This window comes from Psychrobacter cryohalolentis K5, from assembly GCF_000013905.1.
Taxonomy (GTDB): Bacteria; Pseudomonadota; Gammaproteobacteria; order Pseudomonadales; family Moraxellaceae; genus Psychrobacter; species Psychrobacter cryohalolentis.
Genome location: NC_007969.1, coordinates 1,455,884 through 1,477,752, shown reverse-complemented (window position 1 = coordinate 1,477,752; position 21,869 = coordinate 1,455,884). Strand labels below are relative to the sequence as shown.

Genomic DNA, 21,869 nt, shown 5'->3' with positions numbered 1-21,869 from the left:
CAATGACAGGTTTATTGATAAACGCATGAACACTCTTAAAACTACTTCATCGACCGAACGTAATCGAGAAAAACCATGACGATCTCAAACTTCGACTTACATATTATTGGCGGCGGTATTATCGGCCTAGCAACGGCAGTGACGTTGCAAGCACGAGGCGTCAAGGTCGCACTGCTAGACGCCAATGAAGTGGGTCAAGGCGCATCATTAGGTAACGCTGGTCATATCGCTACCGAGCAAGTATTCCCCATTGCTGATGCGAGCATGCTCCGTCATGTACCCGCCATGCTATTGAATCCGACTGGACCGCTACGCATAGACTGGCGCTATCTGCCGCGTTTGATGCCTTGGGCAATGCAGTTGCTAATGAATATGCGCCCTGAGCCATTTGAGCGGATTCATCAAGCGTTGTTAAGCTTAAATAAAAATAGCCTGCAAGCCTGGCAAGGTTTTGCCAATCAATGGCAATTGGAAGAATGGGTGCAAGTAAAAGGTTCATTATTGACGGTCGAAAAGACAAGTAGCGTCGATTTTCTCATAACACATGGCAGTCGACTTAACGATATTGGTGTGGCTAATGAGCTATTGACCAGAGAAGCGCTATTAGAGCGTGAACCTGCTTTACAAGATAACCAGTTAGCGGCGTTATTTTTCCCAAATACAGGACATATCACCAATTTAAAAGCCGTCATTAATCAGCTTCACCATATCTTTAGACAATTAGGCGGTCATGTCATTGAACATTGCCATGTCCTTGCAGCGACCAATGATACAGATGGCATTCATCTAACAACCAGTCAAGGTGATATGACAGCGTCTAAAGTGATGCTAGCAGCAGGCGCCCACTCTAAGGCATTGGCCAAGCAGCTAACAGGCGTGAATGTACCGCTAGATACCGAACGCGGTTATCACTTAATGCTACCGCATGAAAGTACGCGCTTACAGATACCGGTATCAAGCATGGATCGCCGTTTTATTATGACACCGATGCAAGACGGCCTACGTTTGGCGGGTACGGTGGAGTACGCAGGACTGGACGCGCCTGCCAATATGCAGCGTGCACATATGCTATTACAACAAGCGCAGCCTATATTAAAAGCGCCGTTAGATGCTAGCGATAGCGTGTCATGGATGGGGTTTCGACCATCAACTGCAGACTCTTTGCCAGTCATCGACAAAATCGAGCGCGTATTTTTAAGCTTTGGTCATCAGCATTTAGGCTTAACGCAAGCTGTCGTTAGTGCGCAAATGATTGCCAACTACTATTTTGATGAAGACCACACTATCGATCCAAAACCGTATCAACTTGCCCGCTTTAAATAAGCATCTTATTAAACGTTTATGAACTAAGCAAAAACCAACCGATTCAGCATTGAATCATCACCCGTTAAATCACCAACAATATCAACCCCAATAAGGATAGTCTCATGAACATAAATGGAATTTTAGTCCCAATCGTCACCCCTTTTGACAATAACGGCGACGTTGATGCGCAAAAATTAACGACACTGGTCGAAGCCTTTATCGACAAAGGCGTAGCCGGTATCGTCGCTTGCGGTACCACAGGGGAATACTATACGTTTTCGGCAGCGGAGCGCGAGCTGGTATTAACCACTATCGCTGAAGCCGCAAAAAATAAAGGCGCTGAGAATAAAGTCACTCTGATTGCTGGTATCAACAGCTTATCGACTGACCACTCTATTGAGCTTGCCGCACAAGCCAAAGCCTTAGGTTATGACGGCCTGATGCTGTCTGCCACCCCTTATAGCTTACCTGAGCAAGATGGCATCATCGCTCACTTCGAAAAAGTCGCGGATGCTAGTGAGCTGCCGATTATTATGTACAACTTCCCTGCTCGTGTTGGCGTTGCCATTGAATTTGACACCGTCGCTCATCTAGCTAAGCACCCTAACATCGTCGGCGTAAAAGAAAGCAGCGGCGACTTTAGTCATGCGCTACGCATGCTGCAAGCTAATTTTGATGACTTTGAGGTGGTTTGTGGCTGTGATGATCAGCCGGTTGATTTCTTCTTTTGGGGTGCAAAAAGCTGGATTGCAGGCGCAGCCAACGTTTTCCCAGCAGAGCAAGTTTCATTATTTAATGCCACTCAGCAAGGGGACTGGGATAAAGCCAAGCAAATTATGAGCGAGATTTATCCTGCTATTCATTCTATGGAATCTGGCAACTACAACCAGAAAGCCAAAGCGGGCTGCTTAAAAGGCAGCATGGATGTTGGCTCAGTGCGTGTGCCATTAACTGATATGCCAGCAGACGAAAAAGCAGAGTTTTTAGCATTATTGGCTAAATAGCACTCAGCTCAGCTTAGTAAAAACAATGTTAAGGATAACCAATGCTAAATTTGATGCCGTATTCAAATCTCGAATCAATGGCATCAAACTTAGCAGATAAGGATTAGAAAAATGAGCACTAAACAACAAGCCACTAAAGAGCAAATATTTGAGAAAGCAAAGCAGCAGCAACTATGGGCTGGTCACTTAATAGCGGCTGACCATTTATCAGAAGCGACTTTGGACAATTACACGCCGATTGATAACAGTATTATCGGTCAGATTGCCTCAGGTAATAGCGATGATGTCGATACTGCCGTGCAAGTCGCTCGCGATGCTTTTGAAAACGGTGAATGGCGTCGTCTGGCTCCTGCTGAGCGCAAGGCTATTATGCAGCGCTGGTGTGCACTCATGCATGAGCACGTCGAGGAGCTGGCAGCATTAGATTGTGTGGATGCGGGTAAGCCGATTACTGAATGCTTAAATACCGATATCCCAGCAACTATCGAGACTTTTGAATGGTATGCCGAGGCCGCTGATAAGGTATTTGGCAAAGTCGCGCCGACAGGTAGCGCAGCTTTAGGACTTATCGTGCAAGAGCCCATTGGTGTCGTGGGTGCAGTATTACCTTGGAACTTTCCAGCCCAAATGTACGCTTGGAAAGTCGCCCCTGCTCTTGCTATGGGCAACTCCGTTATTGTTAAACCTGCTGAGCTGACCTCTTTATCTGCCTATCGTTTAACTGAGCTTGCCTATGAAGCTGGCGTGCCCAGAGAAGCGCTGCAAATGGTCTGTGGCCTTGGTGAAAATGTCGGTGCCGCACTCGGTCAGCATATGGATGTCGATATGGTGTCATTCACTGGCTCGACTGAGGTTGGACGTTTGTTCTTACAGTATTCGGCACAAAGCAATCTAAAAGAAATCGTCTTAGAATGCGGTGGTAAAAGCCCACAAATCGTCTTTGATGATGCCGTACTCGATGACGCTGCGATTAACGATATCTTATCAGCCGCGTTTTGGAATATGAGTGAAAACTGTAGCTGCGGCTCACGCTTATTAGTTCACAGCAGTCAAAAACAAGCGTTACTTGAGCAACTAAAAAATGGTCTGAAAGGTTGGAAGGTCGGCTCACCTTACGACCCTGATACCGCCATTGGTCCTATGATTGAAAAAGCGCATTTTGACAAGGTTTGTCATTATCTTAAGACCGCAAAAGAGGAAGGTGCAACGATCGTTGCAGGTGGCAACATTCGTGAAGATTTAGGCAGTGGCTGGTATATCGAGCCGACTATTTTTGATCATGTCAGCGCTGACATGACTTTATTCAAAGAAGAAGTCTTTGGCCCTCTACTTGCCGTCACCAGTTTTGAGACGGAAGAAGAAGCCATCAAATTAGCCAATGAAACCAATTATGGACTTGCGGCGTCTTTTTATACACAGAACATCAAGCGCGCTTATCGTGTGGCATCGTCTATCAAAGCAGGCACGGTCTCTATTAATGGCTTTTCAGAAGGTGATATCACCACGCCATTTGGCGGTTATAAGCAATCAGGGTTTGGCGGTCGTGACAATGGTTTAGAAGCCTTAGCACAATACGCACAGACCAAAACCATTTGGCTGGTTAATTAACAAACGTATTCAGTCAGTACAGTCATCAATTAAAACAACAGCTTAAATGATTTAAGCCTTTAGTCACATACTTACAGGGAAGTAAGGCCATGGAAGCGATTATTAATACCATCGTCGGCTATATATGGAGCGATGCGTTAGTTTATTTGGCACTCGGTGTCGGCATTTATTTTACCGTGATGACCCGCGGCGTACAGTTTCGCTATCTTAAAGAGATGGTTAGGCTGTTGTTTGACAAGCAAACCTCAACCCAAGGTATTAGCTCATTCCAAGCCTTTAGTATGGCCTTATCAGGCCGAATCGGCGTCGGTAACATTGCAGGGGTTGCCACCGCAATCGCAGCTGGTGGACCTGGCGCAGTATTTTGGATGATAGTTATGGGTCTGCTTGGCGGTGCCAGTGCCTTTATCGAGTCAACACTTGCACAGGTATATAAGCATACCGTTGATGACCAGTATCGTGGCGGCTCACCCTTTTATATCGAGCGTGGCCTAAAGATGAAACCCTTTGCTATTTTAGTAGCTACGGTGACTTGTCTTTCTTATGGTGTTTTGGTGCCTGGCGTACAGGCCAACACCATCGCTGATTCTTTTAATACCGCTTTTAACATCCCACCTGTTGCAACTGGTTTCATTATCGTTGCGCTGTTAGCATTTATCATATTTGGTGGCATAAAACGTATTGCAAGCTTCGCTGGCAAGGTCGTGCCTATTATGGCGATCGGCTATGTTTTGATGATGGTTATCGTCTTAGCCTTTAATGCCTCAAACCTACCTGCTATGTTCGCCTTGATTTTCAAAAGCGCGTTTGGTATGGATGCTGTATTTGGCGGTATCGTCGGTCTAGCCATATCTTGGGGTGTCCGCCGTGCGGTATTCTCTAACGTTGCTGGTGCAGGCGAAGCAACTTTCAGCTCAGCAGCTGCAGAGGTTTCTCATCCTGCCAAGCAAGGCTTAGTACAGAGTTTTTCTATCTATATCGATACGGTTGTTGTCTGTACCGCTACTGCATTGATGATTTTATCTACTGGTATGTATAACGTCATTCCAGCAGAAGGCTTGGTACTAGTCGAAAACATGCCAGGCATTGAAGCTGGAACCGCATTTACCCAAGCAGCTGTATCGACAGTGTTTAGCCAATATGGAAGTGGCTTTGTCGCTATCGCCATCTTCTTGTTTGCCTTTACTTGCTTGATTGCTTATTACTATATTGCTGAGACCACGCTAGTATACTTAGACAATAAATTGCGCTACCCTGTTTTAAAACCATTATTAAAAATATTATTCTTAATAGTTTGCTTTACCGGTAGCATGCAGTCTGTTGGCGTGATGTGGGCGCTAGGTGATATTGGTTTTGGCAGCATGTGTTACCTTAACTTCATCGCTATCGTATTACTCAGTAAAACGGCGCTAAAAGTGTTAAAAGACTACGATGAGCAAATGAAGCTGGGACTTGACCCTGTCTTTGACCCTAGAAAAGCAGGCGTTGAAAATGCAGACTTTTGGATAGAATATAGTGATAGACATCATAAGCGTTAAATTCTAGCTAAATAATCGTAATTTTCCCCCATATAAGCCTCCTATATCATAATGATGTAGAAGGCTTTTTTCTATTATTAGGCCCATTATCAATAACACACTATGCTATTTGATAACTCCGAATGAGTGGCTGTATGTAGCAAACAATGCTATTATTAGCGGCTAAGACAAAGCTTATATAGCAAAGTTATCTGCATACTAAGTTATTAAAAATACATTATAAGATATTGATATAATAAGTTTTATATAATAAATCACTAGCGGTCTTTCTTAATTTATCTCTGACACTAACTCGTACCATTTCCTTTTGTTTGCATCCGTAAGAGTCTTCTATGGCATTTGTACACCTTGGCATCCACAGCGAATATTCCATTACCGATTCTATCGTGCGTATTAAGCCGTTGGTTAAAGCGGCGGCGGCAGACAATCAAAGCGCCCTTGCCTTGACGGATCTATCCAACCTGTATGCAACGGTGAAATTCTATCGTGCCTGCTTAGGTGCAGGTATCAAGCCCATTATCGGCAGCGAAGTCATCATGGAGAATGAAGACACGCGCTTAACTTTATTGGCGATGAACAACGAAGGCTATCAAAACATCACTCGTATCGTATCGCTTGGCTTTACCGAAGGACGTGCTGATCCTGTTAATCACGGTACTCCTGTTATTAAACGCAGCCATATTTTAGCGCATGCGGCAGGTGTCATTGTCTTATTCACTGAAAAGTCAGACGTTGGGCAAGCATTGATTGGCTCAATGCCAGAAAAAGCCGATGAGCTACTGACAGAATGGCAAGCGCAGTTTGCTGATCGCTTATATTTTGCGATTAAACGCACCAATCGTACTGGCGAAGATGCCTTTATTAAAGCTGCTATTCATTCAGGTGCTAAGCATCATATTCCTATCATTGCCCACAATGACGTGCGATTTTTAGAACAAGATGATTTTGATGCTCATGAAGCGCGGGTTTGTATTGCTGGCTCTTATGTCCTTGCTGACCAAAATCGTCCGCAAACTTATTCCGATGCCCAGTACCTGAAAACCCAAGCGCAGATGGAACAACTATTTGCTGATATTCCGCAGGTGATTGATAATACCTTGCGCTTAGCAACGCGCTGTAATGTGAGCTTAACGCTAGGTATTAACGTACTACCAGAGTTTCCAGTACCTGAGGGCGAAACCACTGAATCTTTCTTTCGCTTAGAATCGCAGCGTGGGCTTGACAATCGTTTAGACAAGCTCTTTCCAGTTGACGCGCGCAGTGATAATTGGAGTGATATACGCCAAAGATACGATGACCGCTTAGAGTATGAGCTCAAGGTTATCTTATCAATGGGATTCCCCGGTTACTTCCTGATCGTGATGGACTTTATTCGTTGGGCAAAAGCCAATGGCGTACCCGTTGGACCCGGTCGTGGTTCTGGTGCTGGCTCACTAGTCGCTTATGCGCTCAATATTACCGACCTTGACCCTATTCATTACGATCTACTATTTGAGCGCTTTTTAAACCCTGAGCGTGTGTCCATGCCCGATTTCGATATTGACTTTTGTATCGAAGGTCGCGACCGCGTTATTGATTATGTGGCGCAAACCTATGGTCGTGAAGCGGTTTCACAGATTATCACTTTTGGTACCATGGCAGCAAAAGCAGTCGTACGAGATGTCGCACGCGCGCAAAGTAAATCTTACTTCCTTGCCAGCAAAATGTCTAAACTTATTCCCAAAACACCGGGGATCACACTCAGTCAAGCGCTTGAGCAAGAGCCACAACTCAAAGACTTAATTTCCAATCCTGATAATATGGATTATGAAGATGCCATCGAAGTATGGGAGATGGCTATCAAGCTTGAAGGCATTTGCCGGAACGTGGGTAAACATGCCGGCGGCGTATTGATTGCACCGCACAGAATCACGGATTTTAGCGCCATTTATTGTGATGATGAAGGTCACCGCGTCAGTCAGTTTGATAAAGATGACGTTGAAGCCGTTGGGCTGGTAAAGTTCGACTTTTTGGGTCTACGTAACTTGACCGTGATTGATGCTGCTGTCAGAAATATTAACCTGCGCCGTGCTAAAGAAGGCAAAGATGCGTTGGTGTTAGAAGACCTACCGTTAGATGATGCTAAAGCCTATAAGTTACTACAAGATGCCAAAACCACTGCCGTCTTTCAGCTCGAAAGTATGGGCATGAAAAAGTATCTGGCAAAATTGCAGCCAACCAACATTGAAGACGTTATCGCCATGTGTGCGCTCTATCGTCCCGGTCCGCTAGATGCGGGTATGGTAGAGATGTATATCGATCGTAAGCATGGTCGCGAAGAAGTGATTTATGACCATCCTAATCTTGAACCGATTTTAGAAAACACCAATGGCGTTATCGTTTATCAAGAACAGGTTATGCAAATCTCGCAGGTAATGGCAGGCTATAGCTTGGGCGGAGCGGATATGCTTCGCCGAGCTATGGGTAAAAAGAAACCTGAAGAGATGGCAAAACAGCGCGATATTTTTGTTACTGGCGCCACTGCGCAAGGCATTGATGAAGCGACATCAGGCGGCGTCTTTGACTTGATGGAAAAGTTCGCCGGTTACGGTTTTAACCGCTCGCATTCTGCCGCATATGGCGTACTTGCTTATCAGACCGCGTATCTAAAGCAGTACTACCCTGCTGAGTTTATGGCAGCTGTACTCACATCAGATATGAACAACACCGATAACGTGGTGTTCTTTATCAATGATTGCCGTGAAAACTTTGATTTAACGGTAGTCAACCCATCGGTTAATCGTAGTGAGTGGCATTTTGTTGCTGATACCCCAACCAATATTATTTATGGCTTGGGTGCGATTAAAGGGGTCGGTGAAGGCGCGGTCGAGTCTATTGTCGATGCACGAAGACGTGAAGGACCTTTTAAAGATCTATATGATTTTTGCCGTCGCGTTGATATTAAAAAGGTCAATAAACGCACGCTTGAAGCCTTGGTCAGTGCTGGCTGTTTTGATGACTTTGCGGCGACTTTACGTCCAGACTTGCCAGCCGATGAAGCCTACGAGATTCGCGGTGCATTAATGAGTCAGCTGCCAAGTGCGGTACAGGCGGCTGAGCAAGACCGTCAAAACCGTGAAATCGGTATGATGGATTTGTTTGGTGAAATGGATGGTGTCGTCGCTGCCCCGCCACTCGTTATGACGCCAGAGCTAATTTGGGGTGATAAACACCGCCTAAAAGCAGAGAAAAATACTCTAGGGCTTTATTTGACCGGACATCCTATCGATGAATATCGAGACGAGCTCAAACGCTATACCTCAGGTGCTCGTCTCGATAAATTGACTGATACGGGCTATAACGGCAGCTGCTATTTTGCCGGTCTTATCATTGATATCGCCAACTTTGGTACTCGTAACGTTATTACCTTAGACGATGGGACATCAAGGTTAGAGGTCAGCTGTTATGCTGAGCGCTTTAACCGTGTCAAAGAACAGTTAAAAATAGATGAAGTCGTCATCATTAAAGGCAGCATCCGTGAGCGTGATGGGCGTTTATTTGCTCGTCTTGATAATGCCATGAGTATGGTCGATGCTCGCCTAAGATGGCTCAAAAAAATCAGTATTAAAATTCATGGTAGTGATATCGACCTGCTGACACGCATGCAGCCTTTACTGAAATCGGCACAAGTCAGCATGATTCCAGCACCAAAAACATCTCATAACGATGAGCAAGACGAGCAAAGCGACAATACTAATAACAATAGTTTTGTCGGTTATAATGCCTCAATGGGTGGCAGTCTATATGATGAAAATGGTAATGATTTGTTGGCATTAGAGAACAATATGGCACAAGATGCTTATTCAAATGACACTGACCCAAGCCTAAGTAACAAAAGCTACGCCAACAACGCTTTGAGCAACACCGACGTCTCTATCAATGATAATTGTCTACCCCTTGGACTCAGTATTTATGAAGAATATGGCATTGCTAATGTAGGACTGTCTGAGCATTGGCGCATCTATCCAAATGATGATAATTTACAGCAGCTAAAAAGCATGATTAGAGAAGATAACTTACATTTTCACTACAGCTAACGAATGTATTATCGTTAGCATATTCATTAGTAGGAAAATATTTATTATAATAATTCTTTCTGCGCTAACTTTAATCCTATTGGAACATGACTATGGCTACTATTACGAACAAGGATATGACCGCCATAACTGATGACGAGATTATCAATACTGAGCAGTTTGAAGATATGCGCGACTTATTAGAAGAAGACTTTGTCGATTTGATACAAGTCTATTTTACTGATTGTCGTCACCGTATCACAAAACTAAGACAAGCTCAGCAAGAAGAAGATAATGCCAATGGCTTTGAGCTTGCTCATGCACTAAAAGGAGCCAGTGTCAATTTGGGCGCAACCCAAATGACGCGTCTTGGCAGTCAATTGCAAGAGCTTTGCCGTGAGCGTCTTATCAGTGAACAAGCCCCTCTTATCGAGGACATCGCAGTTGCATTGCAACGTGCTGAGCAAGACATCAACCAGCGACTAGGACAATAATGAGTAACAATGCACCCTCATCTTTAGCAACAGCAGTATCAAACGTCAGCAATTATTTGTCTTGTGTTCAAGTAGTGATGGTCAATACGACATTGCCTGCCAATATTGGTTCAGCAGCACGCGCCATGCACACCATGGGGTTATCGAGATTGACGGTGGTTGATCCAAAATTACCGATTGATGACACTAGCGTCTCACATGCTGCTGGTGGCAGTGATTTGCTATCATCAGCAATCATCGCACCAACGCTTGAGTCTGCTATCGCTGATTGCCAATTGGTATTTGCGGCCAGTAGTCGTAGCCGTCATTTGCCGCGTCCTGTGGTCACGCCGACACAAGCTGCCAAAATCATGTTGGACTTTATTGATAAGCAAAGCACAGTTAATGGGCAAGATGGTATAAATACAGCGCCCAATATTGCTATCCTGTTTGGGCGTGAAGATCGCGGCTTGACCAATGAAGAATTGGCTTATGCTGACTATCATGTTCAAATTGATGCCAACCCTGCTTATCCAGTGCTCAATGTTGCTTCAGCCGTGCAAGTGATCGCGAGCTTTATTTATGCTTATGCACAAACTCATATCCAAGCTGACAGCGAAGTTAATGATATAGCACAGGTAACTGACAACCTAGAGACGCTTGAACAAGGGATGCTTAATACCTATGTGCGCCAGCAATGGGATGAGCCAGCGATTACTCAACAGCAATTGCAACTGCTTACTGAGCGTACCACCGCATTAATGGTTCAACGCAAACTGGCAGATAGTGAAAACTTAAAATCGCTGCCATCACGCTTATCTAGACTCGGTTCACGTATTCAACTCGACCAAAAAGAGTATCAGTTACTCAGTGCTCTGCTAGCAAAACTTTTAAAAGACTAACATTTAATCAGTTAATTTTCTTGCCACTATGGGCATTATTAGTAGTACAGGTAGTCATATCATTTAACAATAAAAAGGGATTTACGATGAATTGGACTGTTTACTTATCCGGAGAAATACACACTGACTGGCGACAGAAAATTATGCAAGGCGCAAAAGAACAGGGTTTAGACATTACCTTTATATCAGCAGTGACTGAGCATGAAGCCAGCGATGCGGCAGGTGATGTACTCGGTAAAGATGACAATGGATTCTGGCGCGACCATAAATCATCCAAAGTTAATGCGATTCGCACCAAAAATATGATCCAAAAGTGTGACATTGCTATTATTCGTTTTGGTGATAAATATAAGCAGTGGAACGCCGCATTCGATGCCGGTTATTGCGCCGCGTTGGGCAAACCGTATATCACATTGCATGCTGAGGATATTATTCATCCGCTAAAAGAAGTGGATGCCGCGGCAATGGCATGGGCCCAAACGCCTGAGCAGATTGTTGAATTGCTCAAATATATTGTCAGTAATAGCTAAAGGATAAGAGTAATCGTCTGGAGATGAAGCGCTAATTATTGGCGTTTTATCTACAGACGATTTTTTATTTAAAGTACATTGCTATATTTTTTGCTATAAAACTGCTATAACTAAAGAGATTGTAACCAAAAATACGATAGGACGATTTATGTCATTGCCAACTGCTTTATTCAAATCGCTCGTCCGCATCAAAAGAGACCTAAAAGAAGATATCGATGCGGTATTCAATCGCGACCCTGCTGCGCGTAATAGTCTAGAGGTAATCTTAACTTACCCTGGCATCCACGCGCTTATTCTACATCGCGGCGCGCATTGTCTTTGGCAAAATGAGCAAAAGCTTGCGGCTCGAGTGATTTCTTATGGCTCGCGTATCATCACTGGTATCGAGATTCATCCTGCTGCTAAGATCGGTCGTCGGTTTTTTATTGACCATGGCATGGGTATCGTCATTGGCGAGACAGCAGAGATTGGTAATGATGTGACCCTTTATCATGGCGTCACGCTTGGCGGCGTTTCTTGGAATAATGGCAAACGCCACCCTACTTTGGAAGATGGCGTCATCGTCGGTGCCGGTGCTAAAGTATTAGGACCATTCACTGTTGGTAAAGGCGCTAAAATTGGCTCAAATGCTGTCGTGGTTAAAGCGGTGCCAGCAGGCGCAACCATGGTCGGTAATGCTGCGCGTATGATATCAGAGCATCATGACGAAAAAGGCAACCCTATTACGACCAAAGTCAATGATGCCAATCAACAAGAAAAAGCGGTTCAAGCTGCTTCTACCGAAAACCCCGCAGATAAAAAACCAACGAATCACACAGCGCGCGAAACCACTTTTCAAGCTTATGGCATTGATCCCATGTCACAAGACCCTGTTGCTGAAGCCTTTGCTAAAATGCTTGAACACATTCAACAATCAGAAAATCGTTTAGATCAACTACAAACTGCCATGTGCAAAATCGACCCTAACTTTTGCAAAAAAGAATATGACAAATTGTGCTTAGAAGATCTGGACGTGATTGGCAAAAGTAACATGAATGAGATAGGTGCTGAATCACAATAACTTTTTATTCTTGGGCTGAGTTTAGTATTAAGCTTAGCTTAGATTTTTCGTTTTATAACTGTCAGCTATCTATCCCTGCTACCAATTCTTTTATCCCTGCTCTCTCATGCGCTTTAAATGGATAGCGATTTGCCATTATTATCCATTCAGAATCATTATTTTTGCTTAGGCTATTATCTTTATCCAATTTAACAAGCAATATATCAATATCCATCGTGACTTGTTTTATACTTGTGGATGGTTCTTTTAAACGCTGTCTTTGACAATCGCACTCAAACTGTTTAAAAGATTGTTGTAGCTGCTGCAAGGTTACAGGCTTTGCCAAAGACAAATAAATACACTGATTGGTGTAATCAGGTTTTGGTAATTCTATAGTGGCAGTGAAGTCAGGATTTTGAAAGGCTGTTGAGAGTGTTATAGCACCAATACTTGTCAATCGCTCTCGGACACGCGGTAAGTGTATCTGCGCATCATGGTTGCTACCTAAGGCCAGTAGCACAGCTTTTACAGGCTGTGCTTGCAGCGTTTCAGGATCGCAGCTTATCAGTGATTCAAATAAATCAACCAAGGCTTTATGCATCATCAGACAAGCTAGTATTAGCTTGATTGGTAGATACGCTAGATGCGGCTTTGGCATAGCGGGTGATTTGTACACCAACTGCATCTGCTTGTTGAATAGCGGTAGGCTTAGCAATACTTAAGGAAATTTTATCGCAGCTATATTTTTCGAGCAATTTATCAGCGATTTGCCCAGCCAGATGTTCAAGTAACTGAGCCTTAATAGCTTGGCACCACGCACTGACATCATCACAAACTTCTTTGTAATTTAGCGCATCGTTTACATCATCTGACACCGCAGCACGACTGATATCAGTTTCCATTGCGATGTCTATTAATAACGGCTGTGTAATGGCGCGCTCCCATTCATAAACGCCAATCACTGCCTCTACTTTTAAGCCTTTTACAAATACGACATCAGACTGGGTATGAAACATACAAGCATCCTTGTTAATGATATTTTTACTATCTATTTTAATTTGATGATTTATTTAGACGTTAATGCTTCTTCACGTAGGCGTGCTGCTTTTAGCTGCTTACTTGGGCGATGACGCCATAGATCGATACTGAATAATAGCAGACCCAGCCAAATTAAACCAAAGACTGCCAAACGATGTAAATCAAAAGGCTCATTGTAATAGAATACCGCCAAGAAGAAAATAAAGGTCGGCGTCAGATAATTCATAAAACTGAGGATACTATAAGCGACCAGCTTGGTGGATTTGTTAAACATCAATAGCGGTATCAGAGTAATAGGTCCTGCCAACATAAGCAGCCAAATAGAAGGCGTAAACCAAAAGCTGATATTACTACTCGCCACATCAGACTGCCAGAACCATGCGATAAAAATAGGCAATAGCATTGCTGTCTCAACAAACATTGCATCGACTGCTGTCAGAGGGGTTTGGCGCTGAATGGTGCCGTAAGTACTAAAGCTAAACGCCAATATTAACGATACCCACGGCAGGCTACCTAGCATGACAACTTGAATAACGACTGATAATAGCGCAAAACCAATTGCAACCCATTGCAAAGTACGCAGGCGCTCTTTGAACAGTAACATCGACAACCCTACGCCAACCAGTGGTCCAATAAAGTACCCCAAACTGGCCTCTAAAATCTGGTTGTTATTGACCGCCCATACATAAGTGAGCCAGTTTATCGCGATGATAATACCTGACACAAAGGTATAGGCTATCCACCTCGGGTTTTTCTTTAGCGTGTCAATCCACTGCCAGCGCTTGGTCACTACTAGCACAACTAAAAGACAAGCAAAGGTCCAAACAATGCGGTGACCAATGATTTCGGTGGCATTATAGTCCGATAATTGCTTAAAGTATAAAGGAAAAGCGCCCCAGATAGAAAAAGCTATCAGCGCGGTGACAATACCACGTCTGGTCGTTTTAATGGGAGCAGCAGGTTTTTTGATGACATTTTGGGTAGTCATAAGATAGGACAACTTTTTAGAGCAAAGCGCACCCTCACCCAATTATTATCATTGATGGTAATTTGGTGTTAAGAGTACAGGGTCACTACAGATAGAATAAAAGGTAAAAAGCAATGAGTTGATACTAGAAATCGTATCAACTCATTGCTGCCGAAAACCATAATTAAAATAATAAAATTAATAGCTCATTTTATTGCTAAGCTATTATCATTGGCTCAAATTAAAGTTACTGCGTTAAGCACTCACAACGTCAATAGACATGCCAATTTGGTTGGCAAGTTCTGCAAATCCTGGGAAGCTGGTATTGACGGTTTCAACGCCTTCAATGGTAATCTGCTTAGAGGCGCGTAAGCTGGCAACCGCAAAACTCATAGCAATACGGTGGTCATGATGCGAGACAATATGTCCACCACCAAAAACCGATTGGCTATTATTCACATCATTACTCTGACCTACCACCCCTTTACCTTCAATGATAAGACCATCTTCAGTAACGGTACAGTCAACGCCTAATGTCTGCAAGCCTTCTGCCATTACTGCAATGCGATCTGATTCTTTGACACGCAGCTCTTTTGCACCGGTCAAAACGGTACGGCCTTGGGCACAGCTGGCTGCGATAAATAATACAGGAAATTCGTCAATGGCAAGTGGTACTAGATACTCTGGTATTTCAATACCGACCAAGTTTGAGCTTCGAATAGTAATATCCGCTACTGGCTCACCGCCAACATGAGTCTCATTACTTAAGCTGATATCCGCTTGCATCAGCTTAAGAATATCAATAATGCCGGTACGCGTAGGATTGATACCGACTTGCTTTAAGGTCAATTCGCTACCCTGGCTGATGGCCGCAGCCACCATAAAGAATGCTGCCGATGAGATATCAGCAGGTACTGCGATATTACCGCCTGTGAGCGCACCGCCGCCTTCAACACTGATACGATTGCCATCGACAGTGACTGGATAACCAAAAGCTGAAAGCATACGCTCGGTATGATCGCGGCTAACTTCAGGTTGAGTAACGGTCGTGGTGCCTTCCGCCCAAAGTCCAGCCAGCAATAAGCAAGATTTAATCTGTGCAGAAGCAACTGGCATATCGTATTCAACCCCTTGTAGAGGTTTGCCAACACTATCTCGACCAGTAATACTCAGTGGCGCTGTACCTTTTTGACCAGTGCTTTGAATCACCGCACCCATCTCACGTAATGGTGCTGCCACACGCTCCATTGGACGCTTATTTAGGCTAGTGTCACCCGTCAATACGCTATCAAATGCTTGCGCTGCTAAGATGCCTGAAAGCAGACGCATACTGGTGCCAGAATTGCCCATATATAAAGGTGTTTTGCTTGGCTTTAAGCCATTCATACCAACGCCATGAATGGTTAAATTGCCATTATCAGGACCTTCAATGGTCACGCCCATATCGCGAAACGCTTGCAAAGTGGCAAGCGCATCTTCCCCTTCCAAAAATCCAGTCACTTTAGTTACGCCAGTAGCAAGGCTACCGAGCATAATACTACGATGCGAGATAGACTTATCCCCAGGAATGGCAATAGTACCAGAGACGGTGTTGCTTGGGGTGATATAATAAGAAGCTGACATAGCAGAAGTATCCGTATAAGGGGTGCTGGCTAACATATGGCCAAAATGTCGCCGTGCGGCTTGCGCGCGGCCCAAAAGTCCCATCAGGGCGGTTGAATCTTTATCAATAATAAGCTGACGAATATCATTTAAATAACCGCTGTACTCATCAAGGGCGCTTACAATCGCGTTTTGGTTGGCAAAAAATATATCATGCCACATTTTAGGGTCGCTGGCAGCAATGCGGGTAAAATCACGAAAACCACCTGCAGCATAGCGGAAAATATCTAAATTATCATCATGGCTTGCCAGCTGTTCAACCAAATTAAAGGCGAGCAAATGCGGTAAATGACTGGTATGTGCCAATATAGAATCATGATGAGCGGCATCCATCGGCATGACGCTTGCACCCACTGCTTCCCATAACTGGCTTAATTTGGCAATTGCTACATGGCTAGTCGTTGGGAGCTCACAGACAATAACGCTATGATTGACAAACAATGTAGCGCGGCGAGCATGATACCCTGAATTCTCGGCACCAGCAATTGGATGTGCAGGCACAAGCCCGACAGGCAATGTCTCGAACACAGTCTTGGCAGCATCAATAATATTAACTTTGGTACTGCATACATCGGTAATAATACAATCAATAGCAAGTAGACCACTATCCATTGCATTTTTGATATCTATAAATACCGCTTGTGCCGCTTGTACTGGCACCGCAATCACTATCAAGTCACTATCAGATATCACGTCATTAAGTACTGAGCTACCAGCGTCTAGTAAACCGTGTTGAATAGCTTCCTCTAGACTTGGCTCGTGTCTATCGACTGCAACGATACGCTCAGCTAAACCATTGTCTTTAATCGCTTGCGCAAGACTTGCACCAATTAAACCCAAACCTATCACACATACTTGCTGGAATAGCGGCTGCGTAGAGGATGGAGTCAGTTTAGTTGCTGTTTGAAGATTTACGGCGTGATTTATTTTTTGCATATTGTTTTAATTATTAGGTGGCTTATTAAATTACTTATTAGTTATTGATTTAATCATCGGTCAAAATAGAGCGCAAAGTATCAATTAGACGCATATTATCTTCTGCGACCCCTACACTAATACGCAGCCAATTATGCAAACCATAAACCTCTAGTTGTCGCACAATAACGCCTTGCTCAAGCAATGCCTGATAAATAACAGCAGCGTTCGTATCTTCCATTTCAACTTCGATTTCGACCATAATAAAGTTGGCATGTGACTTTATAAAGCCCAGTCCCAGTGCATCAAACTGTTTTTCTAACCAGCGCATCTGCTCGTTGTTCATTAGACGAGTTTTTTCAATAAAGTCTTGATCCGCAAGTGCCGCTGCCGCTGCCGCCAGTCCAATGCGGCTCACATTAAATGGCTGACGAATGCGATTGAGTAAATCTGCCACAGCTACCGAGCTTAACGCATAGCCAACACGCAGACCTGCCAGCCCATAGGCTTTAGAAAAGGTGCGAACAATAACCACATTATCAAATTCATCTAACAGCGCCCGATTATTGCTCTCAGGGCTATATTCAATATAAGCTTCATCTAACACCACCAGTACTGAGCTTGGCACACTAGCGACAAACTCTCTCAGCTCAGCATGTTCAAGCTGCGTACCGGTTGGATTGTTCGGATTGGCGATAAAGACGATTTTGGTATTAGAGTTATCCTGAACCGCTTGGCTCATGGCTTTTAGGTCATGACCAAAGCGCTGAGCAGGCACTTCAATATCCATAGCACCCTGCATTTTAGCGAGCATCGAATAGACCACAAAGGCATACTGACTATAAACGATTGCATCATCTGCACCTACAAAACTACGCGCCAAGATATCGAGCAAATCATCAGAGCCATTGCCCAAAGTAATCTGATCAGCATTGACATCATTAAAATCAGCCAATGCTTGCTTTAGATAATAACCATTGCCATCAGGATAACGTGACAGCTGACCTAGCTGTTCAGTAATCGCTAGCGTAACGTGCGGTGAGCAGCCGATCGGATTCTCATTACTGGCAATTTTTACCACATCTGAGACGCCATACTCTCGCGTTAGCTCTTCAATAGGCTTGCCAGTTTGATACGGTGCCAACGCCAAAACACTCTCGTAAGCAGGTACGAGCGGTAATAAATTTGACTCTGTCGATTGCGCAGACTGCATGATTAATCCTTAGATGTGATAACGCACCTATCATTGGCTAAGCCCATTAATGTCACTGGTGACCGCTATTTATGACAAGGCAATTTATAAACGCTTGCGGCCAATACTAATAAAACAATGACTCATAGAAACCAGTAAGTTTATAGTACCGCTTTTGGATAAGAGCCTAATACACGTAAGTCTTTGACCAATGGGCGAATATCAGCGATAGCAGCGCTCACATTTGGGTCTTCAATGTGCCCATTCATATCAATAAAGAAGACGTAAGCCCATTTATTAGGACGCTCAGGGCGCGTTTCAATGCTGGTCATAGACACGCCATGATACGACAAAGGTTTTAAGATTTCGATCAGAGCGCCCGCTTTGTCATGCGCTGATACCATAATCGAGGTTTTATCTTGACCTGATGGTGCAATTGCTTCATGACCAATAATCAAGAAACGGGTCGTATTGCTTGGATTGTCTTCGATATTTGAATATAGCTTATGCAAATCATATTCTGCTGCTGCCACGTCACCCGCAATTGCTGCCGAATGCCACTCATTCTTCAAGCGACGTGCCGCTTCACCATTACTCGATACCGCAACACGCTCGACATTGGGATAATTCACATCAAGCCAATGACGACACTGCGCCAATGATTGCTGGTGCGAGTAAATACGGCTTAACCCATCAAGTTTGGTATGTTCAGCGACCAAAAAGTTTTGATGAATCGGCAGCTCGACTTCACCAATTATCTTTAGTGTAGAAGATAAAAAGCCATCTAGCGTATGGTTGACTACGCCTTCAGATGAGTTTTCAACGGGCACGACACCATACATTGCGGTGCCCGCTTCGACTTCACGAAACACATCAGTGATGGTATTCAGCGGTACAGTATCCGCCGCTTTACCAAAGTGCTTTAAGGCAGCCGCATGAGTAAAAGTGCCCAGTGGACCCAAAAACGCAATGCGCTGCGGCGCTTCTAAATCAAGGCATACCGACATAATCTCTCGAAACAAGCGTGCCATTTTTTCATCGGCGATAGGTCCTTCATTACGCTCCATGACGGCTTTTAGCACTTGCGCCTCACGCTCTGGACGGTAAAAGATAGGGTTGGCATTTTCAGCAGCAGAATCATTGGCAATGTGGTTCTTTTTCACGCTCGCCACTTGCTGAGCCAATTTGGCACGATTGTTAATCAGCGTCTGAATTTCGCAGTCTACCGCATCGATACTGCCGCGCAATGTATTCAAAAACTCTTTATCCGTTGCGGTAGTACTGATGCTTGCGGTGGTTTGGTTTAGATTATCATTGTTTTGTTCTGGTGACTGCTCACTCATTACCGCCCATCCTTTTTAGATTTTATTACTGTTAGGTATAAATACTTGTCAATGATGACCATAAATACTTCGTTAAAAGACATGAAGACTTTTTAAAGAACATAAATATTTTTGCTCTTATATCACCAATTTATCATTATTGGTTTTTTAAAGCAGCGCTATGTTCTTAGTAAAGTTCGTAGTATTCGTAAAGCTCAACCACTGACCGGCTCTACTATAACAAAAACTACGGACAGTGCCCATTCGTAAATGAACGTAAAGTGGCAAATCGCTATAAATCTTAGCATAGTTAAGCGATATACGGGCTTAGCCTGCTAAAACTATCAGGTAACATGTGCCTAAATCTATGTTACAGTTTAAACGGACATAGGATTTTATCCATAATAGACCACAACCATCCATAAGAAAATAACACCATTAATGAATAATACCAAGGATATCTGATGAGCGCATTACAACAGCTTCGCACTATGACTACCATTGTCGCTGATACAGGCGATCTTGCCGCCATTGAGCGTCTAAAACCTATCGATGCGACCACCAATCCAAGTCTAATTACCAAAGCACTGATCCATCCTGATAATGAAGCGGTATTATCAGAAACCATGAGCCGCCATCGAGATGATATCGATGCGGTAATTGATGAGCTAACCATTCAAATCGGCTGTAATATTTTATCTTTAATTGAAGGACGTGTCTCAACTGAGGTCGATGCTCGCTTGTCCTATGACACACAAGCGACCATTGATAAGGCATTGGCATTCATGGAAGCCTATCAAAAAGCAGGTATCGACTCAGAGCGTGTGTTGATTAAGATGGCAGCGACTTGGCAAGGTATTGAGGCGGCACGCTACCTTGAAACTCAAGGTATACACTGCAATCTCACCTTGCTCTTTGGGCAACATCAAGCTATCGCTTGTGCCGATGCTGGTGTAACCTTGATATCCCCTTTTGTTGGACGTATTTTGGATTGGCAAAAACGCCAGCAAAACCGTCAAAACATACCTGTCTCTGATGACATGGGCGTACAATCGGTTAAGCTCATTTATCAATACTACAAGCAGCATGGCTATAAAACGCAGGTAATGGGCGCAAGTTTCCGCTCAACTGAGCAGATATTGGCGCTGGCAGGCTGTGATTTACTGACCATTGCACCTGACCTCATTGATGAGCTAGCAGCAATGGATATCGAGGTTACACGTCAATTATCAGAAAGCATGTCGATAGACATGACAGATATGACACGAGTGAGCTTAAGCGCTGAAGAATTCAGTAGCGCCTATCAACAAGATACCATTACTCAAGATCTTTTACCAAAAGGCATTGACGGCTTTATCGGTGCGCGTGATGAGCTTGCTCATATGCTAGCGAGTATGCGCAGCTAAGCTATGTATATGATTAATATGAGTGTATAACCAAACCTATCTGGCTTGAGAGTTACTTACTAAAGTACTATAAAACAGTGGAAATATTACATAGGTATACGCAGCAGGTAATAAAAGAAATTTGCCTGCTCATAGTAAGTTGGCTATTATGAGCGACCTAAAATGACTACAAGCAAGGCTTAATTATGAAACGGCTAGCAGTGATATTAGCAAGCAGTACGCTTGCGATTGGTGCTCATGCAGTAAACTGGTCGAAAGTAACAGAAAGTCAGACCGGTTCCATTTTTAGCTTAGATTTGGATTCTATCGAACGCTCTGACATCAATATCCTTGATGAAAAGCGGGTCGAAAATATTACCGTCTCCATTCGTAGAACCTACCCTGCATTAAAAAGTGCAACGAGTGATAGTAAAGAAAGCGGTATTCATCATAGCGACCAGCAATGGCTTATCTCTTGTAAGGACGCCAGCTATTACAGACGGGCATACGTTTATTATACCGCTGACGACAAAGTAATAAAGTCTTGGCAATCAGAAAAACCTCTCCTGACTACCAAAGATTTTAAAATTACTGCCCCAAAAACTGTCAGTCGTATACTAGTCGAGCAAGCTTGTAAAAATTACGAGCAAGCCAAATAGCACACGTAACATACAAGCAGTCTAAAAAACCCTGATTAAAAAAGCGCGCTGAATAGGTTCAGCGCGCTTTTTTAATGATGCTTAGTTGTATCATCTCAAAGCCATAGAAAACTGGCTTTTATCGCATTTTACTTATAATTAAGGTACCCTAAAAACGCTACGATACTGCTGGTATAAATTTTTTGCAGCCTCTGTCTGCGTAGGCACAGCAAGCAAGAAAAATTAATACCAGCAGTACATAATGTATCGATATTACTTTTTATTTTTACCCACTG

General features: G+C 43.8%; 17 protein-coding genes. 11 read left to right on the top strand and 6 right to left on the bottom strand.

Translation table 11 applies throughout. The features are described 5' to 3' along the window. The first annotated feature begins 75 nt into the window (after positions 1–75). The 9 genes from PCRYO_RS06250 (at position 76) to cysE (ending at position 12,475) form a co-directional block, all read left to right on the top strand. Positions 76–1,323: an NAD(P)/FAD-dependent oxidoreductase gene (locus PCRYO_RS06250; RefSeq protein WP_011513551.1), complete on the top strand. Its 1,248-nt coding sequence runs from the start codon at positions 76–78 to the stop codon at positions 1,321–1,323. Between the two features lie 104 nt (positions 1,324–1,427). Further along, positions 1,428–2,309 carry a 4-hydroxy-tetrahydrodipicolinate synthase gene (gene dapA / locus PCRYO_RS06245; protein ID WP_011513550.1) on the top strand — a complete coding sequence of 294 codons (882 nt, stop codon included), beginning with the start codon at positions 1,428–1,430 and terminating at the stop codon, positions 2,307–2,309. A gap of 111 nt (positions 2,310–2,420) precedes the next feature. Continuing rightward, entirely contained in the window at positions 2,421–3,917 is a 1,497-nt protein-coding gene (locus PCRYO_RS06240; RefSeq protein WP_011513549.1) for an aldehyde dehydrogenase, read from the top strand. 89 nt (positions 3,918–4,006) lie between these two features. After that, positions 4,007–5,455 (top strand): alanine/glycine:cation symporter family protein, encoded by a 1,449-nt coding sequence (locus PCRYO_RS06235; protein WP_011513548.1) that lies wholly within the window; start codon positions 4,007–4,009, stop codon positions 5,453–5,455. Between the two features lie 332 nt (positions 5,456–5,787). Continuing rightward, complete coding sequence (gene dnaE / locus PCRYO_RS06230; RefSeq protein WP_011513547.1) at positions 5,788–9,531, top strand: DNA polymerase III subunit alpha; 3,744 nt, start codon at positions 5,788–5,790, stop codon at positions 9,529–9,531. Between the two features lie 92 nt (positions 9,532–9,623). Beyond that, entirely contained in the window at positions 9,624–10,004 is a 381-nt protein-coding gene (locus PCRYO_RS06225) for an Hpt domain-containing protein (RefSeq protein WP_041753088.1), read from the top strand. Continuing rightward, complete coding sequence (locus tag PCRYO_RS06220) at positions 10,004–10,885, top strand: RNA methyltransferase (protein ID WP_011513545.1); 882 nt, start codon at positions 10,004–10,006, stop codon at positions 10,883–10,885. Before PCRYO_RS06225 ends, PCRYO_RS06220 begins: the two co-directional genes overlap by 1 nt. An 86-nt stretch (positions 10,886–10,971) precedes the next feature. Beyond that, positions 10,972–11,415 (top strand): YtoQ family protein, encoded by a 444-nt coding sequence (locus tag PCRYO_RS06215; RefSeq protein ID WP_011513544.1) that lies wholly within the window; start codon positions 10,972–10,974, stop codon positions 11,413–11,415. Between the two features lie 187 nt (positions 11,416–11,602). Then, positions 11,603–12,475: a serine O-acetyltransferase gene (cysE, locus tag PCRYO_RS06210; protein ID WP_267284373.1), complete on the top strand. Its 873-nt coding sequence runs from the start codon at positions 11,603–11,605 to the stop codon at positions 12,473–12,475. 61 nt (positions 12,476–12,536) lie between these two features. Here cysE and PCRYO_RS06205 read toward each other — a convergent pair whose 3' ends face one another. The 6 genes from PCRYO_RS06205 to pheA form a co-directional block, all read right to left on the bottom strand. After that, positions 12,537–13,058 carry a 2-amino-4-hydroxy-6-hydroxymethyldihydropteridine diphosphokinase gene (locus PCRYO_RS06205; RefSeq protein ID WP_041753086.1) on the bottom strand — a complete coding sequence of 174 codons (522 nt, stop codon included), beginning with the start codon at positions 13,056–13,058 and terminating at the stop codon, positions 12,537–12,539. Continuing rightward, positions 13,048–13,470, bottom strand: a complete 423-nt coding sequence (gene folB, locus PCRYO_RS06200; protein WP_011513541.1) for a dihydroneopterin aldolase — start codon at positions 13,468–13,470, stop codon at positions 13,048–13,050. The genes PCRYO_RS06205 and folB overlap by 11 nt, the downstream gene beginning before the upstream one ends. Before the next feature lie 50 nt (positions 13,471–13,520). Beyond that, positions 13,521–14,480 (bottom strand): EamA family transporter RarD, encoded by a 960-nt coding sequence (rarD, locus tag PCRYO_RS06195; protein ID WP_011513540.1) that lies wholly within the window; start codon positions 14,478–14,480, stop codon positions 13,521–13,523. 234 nt (positions 14,481–14,714) lie between these two features. After that, positions 14,715–17,057, bottom strand: a complete 2,343-nt coding sequence (locus PCRYO_RS06190) for a bifunctional prephenate dehydrogenase/3-phosphoshikimate 1-carboxyvinyltransferase (RefSeq protein ID WP_011513539.1) — start codon at positions 17,055–17,057, stop codon at positions 14,715–14,717. A 49-nt stretch (positions 17,058–17,106) separates the two neighbouring features. Next, the gene (gene hisC, locus PCRYO_RS06185) at positions 17,107–18,249 is read right to left on the bottom strand and encodes a histidinol-phosphate transaminase (protein WP_011513538.1); all 1,143 of its coding nucleotides are present in this window, start codon (positions 18,247–18,249) and stop codon (positions 17,107–17,109) included. Positions 18,250–18,389: 140 nt separating this feature from the next. After that, positions 18,390–19,571, bottom strand: a complete 1,182-nt coding sequence (pheA, locus tag PCRYO_RS06180; RefSeq protein ID WP_011513537.1) for a prephenate dehydratase — start codon at positions 19,569–19,571, stop codon at positions 18,390–18,392. A gap of 443 nt (positions 19,572–20,014) precedes the next feature. On the opposite strand from pheA, the gene PCRYO_RS06175 reads away from it, so the two are divergent. Then, complete coding sequence (locus PCRYO_RS06175; protein WP_011513536.1) at positions 20,015–20,956, top strand: transaldolase; 942 nt, start codon at positions 20,015–20,017, stop codon at positions 20,954–20,956. Positions 20,957–21,141: 185 nt separating this feature from the next. Next, on the top strand, positions 21,142–21,594 hold the full coding sequence (locus PCRYO_RS06170; protein ID WP_011513535.1) for a hypothetical protein: 453 nt from the start codon (positions 21,142–21,144) through the stop codon (positions 21,592–21,594). The last annotated feature ends 275 nt before the right edge of the window (positions 21,595–21,869 follow it).